Raw genomic sequence first — 14,805 nt, 5'->3', positions numbered from 1 at the left:
GAATAAATGTTTGTTTTCCACTACAAGAAATAAAAATTTCCTAGGAAATATTTGAGGTTTGTAAGGTTACATGATTTGGGTAGTTATTTTTAAGGAAGATACTTTAATGTGAAAATTTGTCTATTCACACTAAATAGTTGCGCTGCGTATTATAATTTAATAGCCTTTTCAAACAAATTAGATTAAAATAGTAATTTGGGTGCTTGAATTACAGCCCCAATAAATGTAGTATATTTTTGTGTGTAAATTGAGTCAAATGAAGTTTAAAATAATTTAAGTTTAATTGAACTTATTCCTTTATTATATGAGAATTGAATTCGGAGGGACGAATTGTGGAGAGAATTATTGTTACTGGGGGTCAGACGCTAAAAGGCACAGTACGCGTTGAAGGCGCAAAAAATGCTGTATTACCGATTTTAGCTGCTTCTCTATTAGCTTCTAAAGATAAAAATATGATTAAAGATGTACCAAACTTAGCAGATGTCGGTACGATTGGTGAAGTGTTAAAAAGTTTAAATGCGATTGTCGAATATGATGTCGAGAAAAATGAAATGATGATTGATGCCTCTATGAAGCTATCAAGTGAAGCGCAATTTGAATTTGTAAGTAAAATGCGCGCATCCATTTTAGTAATGGGTTCACTATTGGCACGTAATGGCTATGCACGTGTAGCATTACCAGGCGGCTGTGCAATTGGATCTCGTCCAATCGAACTTCATTTAAAAGGCTTCGAAGCTATGGGTGCAGAGATTTCCTTTGGACATGGTTATGTCGAAGCAAAAGTAAAAGGTGAACTAAAAGGCGCAGAAATCTATTTAGACTTCCCGAGTGTTGGGGCTACTGAAAATATTATGACAGCAGCATCTCTTGCAAAAGGGACGACAATTATTGAAAATGCAGCGAAAGAGCCTGAAATAGTAGATTTGGCAAACTTTATTAACGCAATGGGTGGCCGTGTCATTGGTGCCGGTACTGATACAATTCGTATCGAAGGCGTTAAAGAATTAAAAGGTTGCGAACATTACATTATTCCAGACCGCATTGAAGCAGGCACATTTATGGTAGCGGCGGCAATTACCCGCGGAGATGTATTGATTGAAAACGCTGTACCAGAGCATATGACAGCACTAACTGCAAAAATGCGTGAAATGGGCGTAGAAGTTATCGAAGAAGATGAAGGCATCCGTGTGCGCGCAAACGACCCATTAAAAGCGGTTGATATTAAAACGATGCCACACCCAGGTTTCCCTACAGATATGCAATCACAAATGATGGCATTAATGTTAACGGCAAACGGAACGAGTATCATTACAGAAACAGTTTTCGAAAATCGTTTTATGCATGTTGAAGAATTCCGTCGCATGAATGCAGACGCAAAGATTGAAGGGCGTTCTGTATTTATTGAAGGTGGCAAAAAACTTCAAGGTGCGGAAGTATCAGCAACAGATTTACGTGCAGCAGCAGCACTAATTTTAACCGGCCTCGTATCAGAAGGCGTAACACGTGTTACTAAGTTACACCATTTAGATCGCGGCTATGTGGATTTCCACAAAAAACTAGCTTCTCTAGGTGCAATGATCGAGCGCATCGATTCAGAAGAAGAAGTGTTACAAGAAATCGTTGTAACAGTTTAATAGCTAGATTCATATAAACATATAAAGCATTCAGGAAGCGAGATGTGGGCTTTCGGGATGCTTTTTTGGTTTTGTAAGGGAAATGTGGGGGTTGGAGAGTTTGGAAATTAGAAAGTTTCTGTGAGAAAGTAGAATGATTTTTGAAGGAAGTAGAAAGACCGCTTTGAATGTAGAATGATTACAGGGAAAAGTAGAATGAAGTCGGTTGAATATAGAAAGCATGCAGTGTATTAGAAACTTTTGGTGAAAAAGTAGAACAGTTCATGGGGAAAGTAGAACAACTCGGCTCAAAAGTAGAAACTGTTGCTATTAAAGTAGAACAATTACAGCAAAAGTAGAACGATCCCGCTCAAAAGTAGAAAGTAAGAGGGGTATTAGAAAGTCCCAGGGAGAAAGTAGAACAGTTCATGGAGAAAGTAGAACAACTGTGCTCAAAAGTAAACCCCGCCGCTATTAAAGTTGAACCAACGCACCTCTCTCACCCTAAAATCTCTCCATAACTCCCATTCTACAAAAACTAGAAATTCTCTCTCCAAAATGAACTCATATTCTTCTTGCAGGCTCATATACTGTCTCATGAAAAAAATTATCATTTATTTTATCATTGGTGTCCTATTGTTTTTAGTCCCGTTCACTTTAAAGTCTAAGAAACAAACCTCCATTCCTGAACAAGCGGAATCTACTTCTTGTCCTTTATTTATTAAAGTAAATAATACTACAGTTCCAATTGAAGACTACTTAATTGGTGTAATTGCAGGGGAAATGCCGGCAAGTTTTCATATGGAAGCATTAAAAGCCCAGGCGATTGCCTCCCGCACCTATGTATTGAAGCAGACCAATTATGGAAAAAAGCCGATTCTCACAACAACAGCACATCAAGTTTACAACGATCAGGAATTGCGAGAAGAAAAATGGAAAACCACTTTTGCGGAAAATGAAGAAAAAATTACAGAAGCCGTCAATCAAACCGCCAACCAAATTCTTACCTATAATGATGAATTGATTACAGCCATGTTTCATGCATCATCCTTTCAATATACCGAATCCGCGGAAAACTATAGCGGAAATCCCATTCCCTACTTAACAGCAACCACTTCACCGGAACAGTTAAATCAGGAACAGACAACGTATACATTTGAAGAGTTAAATAAAAATCTTAAACAGAACTTTTCGAGAGCCCAGCTTCAAAACGCAAAACTGAAGCGAAACAACACGAACCGCATTGAGCAAATTACCATCCATAAAAAAACATGGACGGGCAGAGAAATGCGCACACTTTTAAACTTACGCTCCACGAATTTTACCTGGGAACCGACAGCGGCCGGTATAACGATTAAAACGTATGGATACGGGCATGGGGTAGGGATGAGCCAGTATGGGGCAGACGCGATGGCACAGGGCGGTTTAACGGCGGAAGGTATCCTTTCTCATTACTATCCATCGACAACATTAAAATCGATAAATTATTGTAAAAAATAATGTTTAACTTTCCAATTTCTTGTACACACTTCCATTTGAGGTGATGAATATGAGAGAAGTTAAACAAAAGCCTTCTCAGAAACCAGTTATGCAAAGACGGTGGTTTTGGCCGGCTGTATACGGTGGTATGGCAGTAATGATTGTGGCCGTTATTTTTAGTTTTAATGCATTGTATGAAAGTCAGAATGAGCAGGAATTGATGGAAGAAGTTTCTGCACCAGCCGACCAGTCGATCGTTCCAACAAATGCGACTGTTTCGGAAACTTTGAAGTATCCATTCAAAGAAGAATACTTAAATGAAGTAACAATTTTGCAGGACTTTTATGACGTATCCAAAGATGAAGCAACACGCGAAAACTCATTGCTTGTATTTAATCAAGTATTCACAACATCTACAGGGGTCTCTATCGCAATTAACAGCGAGCCTTTTGAAGTTGTTGCTGCAATGAGCGGTGAAGTGACTGAAGTGAAAATGGATGCATTTACAGGCAACAGCATTACAGTTACACATCCAAATGGTATGCAAACACGCTATAACTCCGTGGCAGATATCCTTGTAAAACAAGGCGATCAAGTTTCACAAGGCGATCAGCTTGCTACTTCACAAGAAAATGAATGGAATCCAAACATTGGCGTTCATTTACACTTTGAAGTAATGGAAGATGGTGTACTGGTGGATCCGAACAAATATTTATCCTTTTGATTATTTAGGAAAATGGATGAATTCGGATACATTTTTAGTAAGTTAACGACGAATCCTGCAATCTACTCCGAATAATTAAGAGCCTGCTCACATAAGGTGAAATATTAAGAAGCAAGGCAATGCAAGGCTCTTTATATTAGAAGTAGAGAGGGAGAGGACGTGCACGAACATATTCGGCAACGCTGCGTTCGTTTGGGTGAACTGTTGGTAGAGACAGGTGAAACCGTGCGTGCACTCGCGAAAATGACGGGATTCTCTAAAAGTACTGTACACAAAGATTTGACAGAGCGGCTAAAACAAGTGAATGAACCACTTGCGCTACAAGTACAACAAGTTTTAACCTATAACAAATCGATTCGCCATTTACGCGGTGGTGAAGCAACACGTAAAAAGTGGATTACAAAGCAACAAGAAAAAAGCATTTAGTCTGTTATTATAACAACTAAATGCTTTTTTTCGTGATTATCACTTTAGATTTTTACCATTTTAAACCATTATAAAGGAAAATCCTTCCCACAATATTGATGTAATTCAACACTGTATATGATAAAATAACTAAGATAGACATATATAGAATCGTATACATGTTCAAATGGGCGGAAGGAGAATAATGAAACATGTTTTCTAAAGATATTGGGATTGATTTAGGTACTGCTAACGTGCTGATTCATTTAAAAGGCAAAGGGATTGTTTTGAATGAACCATCTGTAGTAGCAATAGATAAAAAGACAAATAAAGTATTGGCAGTCGGTGAAGAGGCACGTCAAATGGTGGGACGTACACCGGGAAATATTATTGCGATTCGTCCATTAAAGGATGGCGTAATTGCGGATTTTGATGTAACAGAAGCGATGTTAAAACATTTTATCAATAAATTGGACGTTAAAGGTTTCTTATCGAAGCCACGCATTTTAATTTGCTGTCCGACAAATATTACATCGGTAGAACAAAAAGCAATTCGTGAAGCAGCTGAAAAATCGGGCGGCAAAAAGGTTTATTTGGAAGAAGAGCCTAAAGTGGCAGCAATCGGCGCAGGTATGGATATTTTCCAGCCAAGCGGTAATATGGTCGTTGATATCGGTGGAGGTACAACGGATGTAGCAGTATTATCAATGGGCGATATCGTAACGAGCGAATCGATTAAAGTTGCCGGGGATGTATTCGATAATGACATATTGCAATACATAAAGAAAGAATACAAGCTGTTGATCGGTGAACGTACAGCAGAAAATATTAAAACAACAATTGGTACAGTATTCCCTGGCGGACGCGATGATACTATGGATATTCGCGGACGCGATATGGTAACGGGCTTACCAAGAACAATCGAAATCAATTCAGAAGAGATTGAGCACGCATTGCGTGAATCGGTTAGCATGATTGTACAGGCAGCAAAAGACGTACTGGAAAAAACACCACCTGAATTATCGGCCGACATCATCGATCGAGGCGTTATTTTAACTGGTGGAGGTGCGTTACTGCATGGCATTGATCAGCTTTTAATCGAAGAGCTGAAAGTACCTGTATTTGTAGCGGAAAACCCAATGGACTGTGTGGCAGTTGGAACTGGAATTATGCTGGATAATATTGATCGCGCGGTAAATAAATAAATTATATTACTTATAATTATCATTTTTTTGCCGATAAATGATAAATACGGCATAATTAGAGGTGAATTGAGTGTTTAAAGGTTTTTATACAGTAGCTACAGGAATGGTTGCACAACAACGTAAAACTGAAATTTTAACGAATAATATGGCCAATGCCAATACACCTGGCTTTAAATCAGATCAAACGACCATTCGTTCTTTTCCGGATATGTTGATGTCGGCAGTAAATTCGACAAACATTCCAACGGAGAACGGGTTTGCAATAAAAAATCTTAATCCGGTTGGTGCGGTAAATGCGGGTGTTTATTTACAGGAAACAATGCCAAACCAAGCGCAAGGCCAGATTTATTCAACTGGTTTAAATACAGATATCGCTCTGATCAATAGCTCGATGCCTACTGACGAAGCTTCAGGGAATTCGGGACAAATTTTCTTCCGTTTGGAAAATGAATCCGGAACCGAGAGCTATACACGTAACGGGAATTTTACGCTGGACGGGCAGGGCAATCTAGTAAACCCCCAAGGACTATTCGTATTGGATGCAAATGGGGAACGTATGCAGTTTAATAACGACAATATTCGCATCAGTTCGGATGGGGCGATTTTTGACGAAAATGATGTACAGGTTGGCACGTTAGGTGTCGCATTTTCAGAAAACCCGGATGTACTTGTGAAGCGTGATAATGGGTTGTTTAATACATTGGATGGCGTCGATCTACCATCTGCCTATGGACAGGCTAATGTACAATTTTCGATGCAGCAGCAATATTTAGAAGGATCCAATGTTGATGCCTCTAAAGCAATGACAGATCTATTAACCGCATACCGAGCATTTGAAGCAAACCAAAAAGTGCTGCAGGCATACGATAAGAGTATGGAAAAAGCGGTTAATGAAATTGGACGAGTTAATTAAATAATTGCATTTGAATGATTATAAACGAGTTGACTGAAATGATGAGAAGGCGACTCCACCGTGGAAAGCGCCCAGATCGGAATGGAAATCAACTCATTCATATAGCGATTATTTTCATTAGCTGTCGAATTTTCGTATAATTAAGGAGGTGCGGGAAATGTTACGTACAATGGTGAGTGCGACAAATACATTATCTCAACTACAGCATCAGTTAGACACAATTAGTACAAATATCGCAAACAGTAATACAACAGGCTATAAAGCACAGCAGGCAAATTTTACGGAAATGCTGTATCAACAGTTTAATAACGATGAATTAGACCGCACTGTCCGTGATACACCTGTAGGCATTCGTTATGGTGTCGGTGCACAGATCGGGTTAATCCAATCCAATCAGACACAAGGTTCACTGCAAGTAACAGACCGCGATTTAGACTTTGCCTTAACAACAAAGAACCAATATTTTAATGTGTTAATGCAAAATCCGGAAGGCGATGTGCGAACTGCATACACTCGTAACGGTAGCTTTTATGTAACACAGACCGAACCGGGTATTCTTTCACTTGTAAATAGCGATGGATACCAAGTAGCAGATGCAAATGGACAGCCAATTACATTCCCGGATAATGTGACAGGTTTTACGATGGATTCAGACGGTTCGTTAGTGGCAAGCTATGAAAATGGCACACCGTTAAAGTTCCAGCTTGGAATTTCTGAACTGCAAAAACCAAATGTAATGGAAAAACTGCAGGGCGGGACATATATTGGGTTACCGGAAAATCTTGATGCACTAGGCTTCACGCAAGCGCAAGTACTGACAGATCTGCAAGGTGCCAATCGTCAAGTGGGCATTCAAAAAGGTGCACTTGAAATGTCGAATGTAGACGTTTCAAAAGAGATGACAAATTTAATTCAAGCACAGCGTTCATATCAATTTAATACACGTGCAATTACAATTGCAGACCAAATGCTTGGGTTAATTAACGGTATTCGCTAGACGTGCGACATTGTTAAGGGAGAAGTTTTATGACGAATGAGTTAGATAGACAGATCGAGCAAAAAGAGCCTGCAGCCAAAAAAACGAGACGTCGTATAAAGAACGTTTCGGAGCCGCCAACGGAACAGCCTGTTGGTAAGGTTCGGCTTCGACTGATTCCGATCTGGCTACGTATTATAATCGTAATTTTATTATTTTTAGTAGCCGTAATTGTAGGACTGGTTATTGGCTACAGCGTTATAGGGGACGGTGCAGCATTCGATGTTTTAAAATGGGAAACATGGCAGCATCTTCTCGATATTATAAATGGTAAAGAGTAGAGGGATTGTCGGGAAAGCCATTTCCGAACAGTCCCTTTACAGCGAATAAGCAAAAATTTACTTTTTTGTTGAATTGGAGCAAAAAGTCGGCTGAAATTCCAGCCTCTTTCTCCAATATTTGCATTGCTTTACCAGAACATACATAAAAATAAACGATTATCTACATAATATTATAGAGGAAACAAGGGGGATTTTTTCATGTTAAACGCAGAGCAAATTCAAAATATTTTACCACATCGCTATCCATTTTTATTAGTTGATCGCATTCTTGAAATCGAAGAAGGAAAGCGCGCACTTGGATTGAAAAATGTATCGATTAACGAAGAATTTTTTAATGGGCATTTTCCTGGCTATCCAGTAATGCCAGGTGTTCTAATTGTCGAGGCACTTGCGCAAGTAGGTGGTGTGGCATTACTAAACGCACCTGAATATAAAGGACGTCTTGTATTTTTAACAGGGATTGATAATTGCCGTTTCAAGCGTCAAGTCGTACCGGGCGATCAGCTGAAACTTGAAGTGGAATTCTTGAAATTGCGCGGACAAATGGGGAAAGGCCGTGCTACTGCGACAGTAGATGGCGAACTAGTTTGTGAGTGCGAGATTCTATTTGCAATTGGACCTGAACAGCCAAAATAAGGCGATTTGCAATTGGAACTCAAAGATTATAAAATATAAAGGTTGAAGAAATTCTTTAACTTCTTTAAGCAGAAGTCTCCCAATGAGATAGGATAGGTGTGGGACGATTGCCAGTGTTCACCTTTTATAGGTTTTCATTTGCCTGTAAACAATGAGCGAAGTTTGGCTTTAAACGTAGGAGGTTTTAAAATAGATGTATAAACAACTGTCTTCAGGCGTAAAAATTAGTATTACACGATCAATATCGACGTCGTTTGAAGCTTATTTAGCAAGCATTGGTTGGGATGAAGAAAAATTTTCGATGGAAGACTATATGGCAAGCTGGCAAACTTATTTTAAAGAGAATGCCGCTTGGATCGATAAAATACCGGCAGACATTTTACTGAGCCCTGAATTTCATGAAGAAATTGCTAAGAAAATGGATGAGGTCATTGCTAAAATTTTAAGTGAAGAGCCAACAGAAAAGCAAAAGAAGGAAATTGCGGAATTACAGAAACAATTAGGTACAAATTACAAATTCGACTGTAAAGCAGAAGCCGCTTATGTTGAACAGCTCTTAAAAGATAAATTAAAATAACCGCATTTTTTTGTAGGATAGATCCTTCTTTTCCCGGGCACTATATGTACGATCACACGAAGTGATTGACTCATGATTGCATATGGGAAAGGAGGGAATTTTTTATGCGAAAATCAGCACTACTTGTCGCACTTTCGCTTGGTTCACTGTTATTTCTCTCAGCGTGTAATACAAATGACAATGCTGGAGATGACAATCTAGGAAACGATGTCGAAAACGGTGTTAACGATGTAATGGATGACACACGTGACGCTATCGACGAAACGGTAGATACAGTCGATCCGGACACAGATGGGCGTAGCGGTCAAAACGACATGAACGGACAAACAAATGAGAGCACGATTGACAACAATCAAAACTCAAATGTCCCGAACGGTTCAAGCGGACCAAATGGTGATAATGGCGCAACTGCACCAGGAGCTCCATCCGTTAACCAAGAAGATATCATTGAAGACCGTGCAGATCGTAAGGATAAAGACGAAGTGGATAACCACTAGTCTAAAAAAGGAATCAGTGTTCACTTACGGTGGGCACTGGTTTTTTTAATTGGTATAAGTAAGAAGGAAATGAAATAATCCTCAAATTTAATGGAGATAGATGGGAAGAAGAATTTATCCTCACTTGAGCCAGGATAATCCTCACTTAGTTGTGTTTAATCCTCAAAACAGTGTAGATAATCCCCACTTAGTAAGTGATAATCCTCATTTCAGGTTTATTAATCCTCAAATCAAAATATAATCCTCACTTCATAAATAAAAGTAGAGTCGACTTTAATCTGTTTTCTTTTTAGACCAGGATAAAATGTTCTCCGGAATAATGTAATACGTTCCTTTCTTAGCGCCACGCTGTTCGAGACCTAACCTTGATAAAATATTCGAACAGACTTTTATATTTGTCATTCCGAAAAACTCGCGAAATTGTCGGTTAGAAATTTTTTCACCAAGTAAGATTCGGTAATGATAGAGGGTTTCAAAGACGACATCACGACTTTTAGCCTTACAAACATTGCATATAAATGCTCCGTAATAATAGTGCATCGTATTTTTATAATCACACCATCTACAAAGAACGCCTTTCCTTAATCTAATGGAACTGATGGTGCGGCGAGGGGGAAGGGCATGATAAAGTTGTTTCAGTTTAGCGATGATCACATTCATATTTGCATTGGTTTTCGCAGTATTGCGATAGAGGTTTTCAATGAAATTTGGAACGCCGCTAATATGAAAAATCGGAAAATTCTCCAATGACTCGTCTAAAACAGCTTGCTGGTTTGCGATCACCACTGCAAAATACACGGGGATAGTGATCTGCCATTTTCGCAGATATTGTTCCAAAAATAGCTGATGCCGGTAAACTTGATCAAGGGGGTTTCGGAAGTTTTCGCGTTTTTCGTTGTGGATGCGGTAAAATTCATGCTGCGCGGGTTTGTAAAATAAAACGCCTGACAACAGTTTTACTTCAAAAATTATTATAAAAAATGGCGTTACTAAAATAGCGTCCATCTGATGGGAAAAGCCCTTATCATTCATGCATTCAAAATTATATAAAACATGATGGTCCGTTTTAAAGGAATAATCGGAAAGGGTTTGCTTCAACTTCATTTCTCCTGCGAATCCAGCCTCCAAGCGTTGTAACTCATGCTGGATTGCACTTGCTTCCGTATCACCAAACATAATCCTCTTAGCTAAAACTTCCATGTAAAAATGATGCTTTGATTTCTGCACAAACTTCACCTCCACCTTGAATATACGATGCGTGGTGAGGCTTGACAAATACCTTCAAAAAGATGATTTTACAAAGAATGCTGAACCAAATTACTCTTTTTAAATCAACCTACATCCCAAAACTACACTTTCCGCCCTATTCACCATTTTTCTTCAATGAAGGTCGATTACGCATCCCCTGATCAAATGCCTCAAGCAGTTCATCATTCCGTAATCCTTCTTCAAGTAGCTGTGCCAATAATAGCTCGGCATATTTTTTACGCTGAGCTTTCAAACGGCCTTTTATAAGCACTGATATTTTATCGCCCACTTTTGTAATCGAATGTACAACAACGGCAAATGGGGCAGGTTCATTGTCCGGCAGCGAAATAATCGCGCGCGCATCTAGCGCTTCACCAGATGTAACAAAGTTTTGAAAAAAATCGTAATATGTATCTGCTGTAAACAATTCTAAAATCCACATTTTATGGCTATTTTCCTGATTAATAATAATGCCGTCTGTTAAAGGAATTTCTTTTATTTCATCATTTACTAATAAATCAAAAGCAAGCATTTTAAAGGTTTTCACTTATAAATCCCTCCTCAGTTTTCTTATGTAAAAGTATAACATACAAAAAATGTGAAACTGCCAATTTCAGCAATTTGTAATTTCACCTACAAGTCTATTTACAACAGCATTCTCATTAACTCGAATGAAATACCATATAGGCGAAAAAGTAATTTTGAAACAATATTTTAGCCAAAAAATTCAAATTCACGTTTTGCCAGAAATAGCAGGGTTCGGCTATGCTTTATTTAATTTCCGAAAGAAAGGAGGTCAATGAATGAATCATGTTGGGCTTGTAGGGCGAACGACAAAAGATATGGAGCTCAGGCACTTATCTGAAGGAAGGGTTCGGGCATACTTTATCATTGCTGCTAACCGTCCTTTCAAAAATAGTGAAGGAAAGGTAGATGCGGACTTTGTGCAATGTGTGGCATGGGGGAGGACCGCTGAATTATTGGCAAAATACTGCGGAAAAGGCTCACTCATCGGTATTAAAGGACGCTTGCAATCAAGGTCATATGTCAATCGTGAAAATCAGAAAGTATACACGATGGAAGTGCAAACAGAGGATGTACAGTTTTATTCATTAAAAGCCCCTGGTGAAGCAGATAAGCTCCAAACACCGCCCCCGATTCCCGAAGATTTCGTGCTTCCAGAACAAGAAACCAAACTCGTACACCAGCCGTAATCTTTTTCCTCTCCGATAAAATAATATTTCTCAGGAGGTGAAGCACCCAAATCTGCTGTTTGACCGCGCAGTAGTAACCATTCTTTCTCACAATCCTATACCAACTGAATAAAGTAGTGAAGTAAGCATAAAAAGAGTCTACTTCATGGCGTAAAAGTAGACTCTTTTCACATTATTTTATATTGCCCGTATCCAAAATGAGTAAATCCATCAGTTCCGAATCATCAAGTTCAGTCAACCATTTACTTGATTGAATTAATTCTTCGGACAGTGCTGATTTCATTGCAATCATTTTATCGATTTTTTCTTCAATCGTTCCAATTGTCACAAACTTATGCACCTGCACAAATTGTGTTTGTCCGATACGGTATGCCCGGTCTGTCGCCTGATTTTCGACTGCCGGATTCCACCAGCGATCGGCATGGAGTACATGTGTAGCAGCTGTTAAGTTAAGACCTGTTCCGCCAGCTTTAAGCGACAGTAAAAACACAGGGAACTCGCCAGCCTGGAACTGATCGACTAAATTGTCGCGTTGATTTTTCGGCATACTACCTGTTAAAAACGGAACTTCAACATTATAAAGCTCTGTTAAACAATGCTGAATTAAATTACCCATTCCGATGTACTGTGTAAAGATTAAGCATTGTTCGCCATTATCGATAATTTCCCTCGTCATCTCAATAATGCGTTTGAGCTTTACAGAACGAGAAACCATCGTATTGGCATCTTCAAAAGGCTCTTTTAAAAACAGGGCAGGGTGGTTGCACAGCTGTTTTAATTTATTAAGCATTTTTAAAATACGTCCCTTTTTCTCGAACCCAGTGAGCTCTTCAAGTGTCGCTAAAGTATCTTGAATATAGCCTTCATAATGTGCTGCCTGCTCAGGGGTAAGTGCACAAAATTCAAGGGATTCCTGCTTGTCAGGCAAATTCAGCTGAAGCTCGGGATCACGTTTTGAACGGCGCAGCAGGAACGGACGGATTTTCATACGTAAAACACGTTTATGGGATTCCGACTCTTCCCGTTCAATTGGTGAAATAAAGTTTTCGGTAAATCTTGTGAAGCTTCCTAAATAGCCTTTATGAATAAAATCAAAAATGGCCCACAGCTCGGAAAGACGGTTTTCAACAGGTGTACCTGTTAACGCAATATGATGCTCGCCTTTTAATTTCCGGATTGCACGGGATTGCAATGTTTGCATATTTTTTATATTTTGTGCCTCATCCAAAGCGACCGTTGCCCAGTCTATAAGCTGTAAGTCATCTGCATCCTGAGTGACCGTACCATATGTGGAAAGGATGACATGCGGACGCTGTGTTGCGATATAGCTTGTCAGGTCCTCACCTTTTAAACGTCGTGGCCCGTAATGTGTATATACTTCCAAGTCAGGAGCGAAACGAGTAAGCTCTTTTTGCCAGTTGCCGACAACAGATGTCGGGCACACAATCAATGTCGGTTTATCAATTTGCAGAACGGAAACGGTATGGAGCATATACGTAATAAGCTGAACGGTTTTACCAAGTCCCATATCATCTGCCAGACAGGCACCGAATTTTTGGTCACGCATGAAAACAAGCCATTCAAAGCCTTCCTGCTGGTATGGACGCAGCTCAGCATGAAGCTTGGCTGGGACAGCTACTTTTGGCAGACCTTTTTTATTTTGCAGTTGATCAATATAATCCTGCAGTGATTGCTGCATCTCAAATGCAAATAACGGGTCGTCGCGCTCAGCATCATCTTCTGTATCATCTTCAATAGGTGCAGTTAATGTTTCAGGCAGCTCACGGAACAGTAAATCGCGTACTGTCCAATTTTCTTCTTTTGCCTGATCCATCAGTTCACGCATTTCATTGAGCCACTCTGCATCAATACGGAACCATTCCGTGCCAATACGGACAAATTCACGTTTTTCAGCAACGAGTTTCTGGAAGGCTTCTGCGGAAATTTCTTCGCCATTCATCGAGAACTGCCATTTGAATGTCAAAATATCGTCTAGCCCTGCTACACTGCGGGCCGATTGGTTATTGGCACTGACACGTACACGCATTTTCGATTGACGGAGTTCCTTAAGCCAAGCCGGTAAAATCACATCAAAGCCTAAAGCCTGTAATTTAGTAAGTTCGAGACGTAAAAATTCACGTACTTCCTGATCATTGAATTGTGTATGAATAAACTGAGCACTTTCAGCATTTAATTGAATTAAATCAACTATTTGATTTTGCAGCTCTTCAATGTCATTAGCAATTGCACTCCACTTTTTCGGCAGTGCATCCAAGATCGGCAGTTTCAGTTTTGACGAAGCAGGTGTCCAATGTTTTGCGGCATTTGGACTAATAAGCACCGTTTCCAACAGCCAGTTTTCTTCATTTTCTTCTGGCTCGCTTAAACGCAGTGCCACCTTTACACCATCAAATACATGAGAAGTTTGCATCGGCCAGCCGCCATTTTGGAAAAATGGAATCAGTGCAAGCGTATCTTCTTTAGAAAGTCCGGCATCCATCAGTTTTTGTTCAACTGCATGTTGCAATAGGTCATTGGAAAATGTAAAGCCTTCTTCTGTTACAGTTGCCTGCTGCCAAAGCTTTGGGTCATTCCAGAGCGGCAATGTCGTCTGGATTGTTTGAAAGTGATTAACGGTTGCATCATCATATGCAGCAAAATCCAAAAACGGGTGACGGTATGCAGGTGACAGAACGTCCAGCAAATGAGATGCCGAAATGATTAAATCACGCTCTTCCAATGAAGTATGCAGCCCGTAAAAACTTTGCTCAAATTTGAAAAAGAGAGACGGAATCCAATTGGCTGTCGGTAAAATTAAATCATTTTTATTGTACGCAGTAGCGCGGAAGTAACCGGGACGCAGCTCTGAAAGCTTTATGCGAAAGACTTGTAGAAAGGGTAGCTTCGTATTAAATAAATATTGCATTGTATCGTTGCGCAATAAACGCAATGTCACCTCCTATTAGCAAAATACATA

The 14,805-nt window shown here is 39.6% G+C and carries 15 protein-coding genes; 12 read left to right on the top strand and 3 right to left on the bottom strand.

Going from position 1 to position 14,805, the window contains the following annotated elements; translation table 11 throughout:
* The first annotated feature begins 332 nt into the window (after nucleotides 1-332).
* From murA to CBM15_RS02800, 11 genes are all read left to right on the top strand, one after another.
* Complete coding sequence (gene murA / locus CBM15_RS02850) at nucleotides 333-1,634, top strand: UDP-N-acetylglucosamine 1-carboxyvinyltransferase (protein ID WP_008404441.1); 1,302 nt, start codon at nucleotides 333-335, stop codon at nucleotides 1,632-1,634.
* 576 nt (nucleotides 1,635-2,210) lie between these two features.
* Nucleotides 2,211-3,113, top strand: a complete 903-nt coding sequence (spoIID, locus tag CBM15_RS02845; protein WP_158100188.1) for a stage II sporulation protein D — start codon at nucleotides 2,211-2,213, stop codon at nucleotides 3,111-3,113.
* Nucleotides 3,114-3,162: 49 nt separating this feature from the next.
* Nucleotides 3,163-3,816: a M23 family metallopeptidase gene (locus CBM15_RS02840; RefSeq protein ID WP_087615660.1), complete on the top strand. Its 654-nt coding sequence runs from the start codon at nucleotides 3,163-3,165 to the stop codon at nucleotides 3,814-3,816.
* A gap of 159 nt (nucleotides 3,817-3,975) precedes the next feature.
* Nucleotides 3,976-4,242: a sporulation transcriptional regulator SpoIIID gene (locus CBM15_RS02835; protein WP_008404436.1), complete on the top strand. Its 267-nt coding sequence runs from the start codon at nucleotides 3,976-3,978 to the stop codon at nucleotides 4,240-4,242.
* A gap of 191 nt (nucleotides 4,243-4,433) precedes the next feature.
* Complete coding sequence (gene mreB, locus CBM15_RS02830) at nucleotides 4,434-5,426, top strand: rod shape-determining protein (protein ID WP_008404433.1); 993 nt, start codon at nucleotides 4,434-4,436, stop codon at nucleotides 5,424-5,426.
* 70 nt (nucleotides 5,427-5,496) lie between these two features.
* Nucleotides 5,497-6,339, top strand: a complete 843-nt coding sequence (locus CBM15_RS02825; protein WP_087615659.1) for a flagellar hook-basal body protein — start codon at nucleotides 5,497-5,499, stop codon at nucleotides 6,337-6,339.
* A gap of 157 nt (nucleotides 6,340-6,496) precedes the next feature.
* On the top strand, nucleotides 6,497-7,336 hold the full coding sequence (locus CBM15_RS02820; RefSeq protein ID WP_087615658.1) for a flagellar hook-basal body protein: 840 nt from the start codon (nucleotides 6,497-6,499) through the stop codon (nucleotides 7,334-7,336).
* A 29-nt stretch (nucleotides 7,337-7,365) separates the two neighbouring features.
* Nucleotides 7,366-7,656, top strand: coding sequence for a DNA-directed RNA polymerase subunit beta (locus CBM15_RS02815; RefSeq protein WP_065216606.1), 291 nt, complete (start codon nucleotides 7,366-7,368; stop codon nucleotides 7,654-7,656).
* Nucleotides 7,657-7,854: 198 nt separating this feature from the next.
* On the top strand, nucleotides 7,855-8,292 hold the full coding sequence (gene fabZ, locus CBM15_RS02810; protein WP_008404426.1) for a 3-hydroxyacyl-ACP dehydratase FabZ: 438 nt from the start codon (nucleotides 7,855-7,857) through the stop codon (nucleotides 8,290-8,292).
* A 193-nt stretch (nucleotides 8,293-8,485) separates the two neighbouring features.
* Nucleotides 8,486-8,869 carry a hypothetical protein gene (locus tag CBM15_RS02805; RefSeq protein ID WP_087615657.1) on the top strand — a complete coding sequence of 128 codons (384 nt, stop codon included), beginning with the start codon at nucleotides 8,486-8,488 and terminating at the stop codon, nucleotides 8,867-8,869.
* Between the two features lie 104 nt (nucleotides 8,870-8,973).
* The gene (locus CBM15_RS02800; protein WP_087615656.1) at nucleotides 8,974-9,366 is read left to right on the top strand and encodes a hypothetical protein; all 393 of its coding nucleotides are present in this window, start codon (nucleotides 8,974-8,976) and stop codon (nucleotides 9,364-9,366) included.
* 273 nt (nucleotides 9,367-9,639) lie between these two features.
* Here CBM15_RS02800 and CBM15_RS02795 read toward each other — a convergent pair whose 3' ends face one another.
* Entirely contained in the window at nucleotides 9,640-10,593 is a 954-nt protein-coding gene (locus CBM15_RS02795; RefSeq protein ID WP_087615655.1) for a nuclease-related domain-containing protein, read from the bottom strand.
* Between the two features lie 136 nt (nucleotides 10,594-10,729).
* The gene (locus tag CBM15_RS02790) at nucleotides 10,730-11,161 is read right to left on the bottom strand and encodes a YwpF family protein (protein WP_087615654.1); all 432 of its coding nucleotides are present in this window, start codon (nucleotides 11,159-11,161) and stop codon (nucleotides 10,730-10,732) included.
* Between the two features lie 256 nt (nucleotides 11,162-11,417).
* Between CBM15_RS02790 and CBM15_RS02785 the strand changes: the two genes are divergently transcribed.
* The gene (locus tag CBM15_RS02785; RefSeq protein WP_087615653.1) at nucleotides 11,418-11,828 is read left to right on the top strand and encodes a single-stranded DNA-binding protein; all 411 of its coding nucleotides are present in this window, start codon (nucleotides 11,418-11,420) and stop codon (nucleotides 11,826-11,828) included.
* Between the two features lie 172 nt (nucleotides 11,829-12,000).
* Here the strand turns inward: CBM15_RS02785 and CBM15_RS02780 are convergent, their stop codons facing one another.
* Nucleotides 12,001-14,778 (bottom strand): DEAD/DEAH box helicase, encoded by a 2,778-nt coding sequence (locus CBM15_RS02780; RefSeq protein ID WP_087615652.1) that lies wholly within the window; start codon nucleotides 14,776-14,778, stop codon nucleotides 12,001-12,003.
* Nucleotides 14,779-14,805 lie beyond the last annotated feature (27 nt).

The organism is Solibacillus kalamii, from assembly GCF_002174535.1.
Lineage (GTDB): Bacteria > Bacillota > Bacilli > Bacillales_A > Planococcaceae > Solibacillus > Solibacillus silvestris.
The sequence above is the reverse complement of the archived record's forward strand: the minus strand, read 5'-3'. Positions and strand labels throughout refer to the sequence as shown.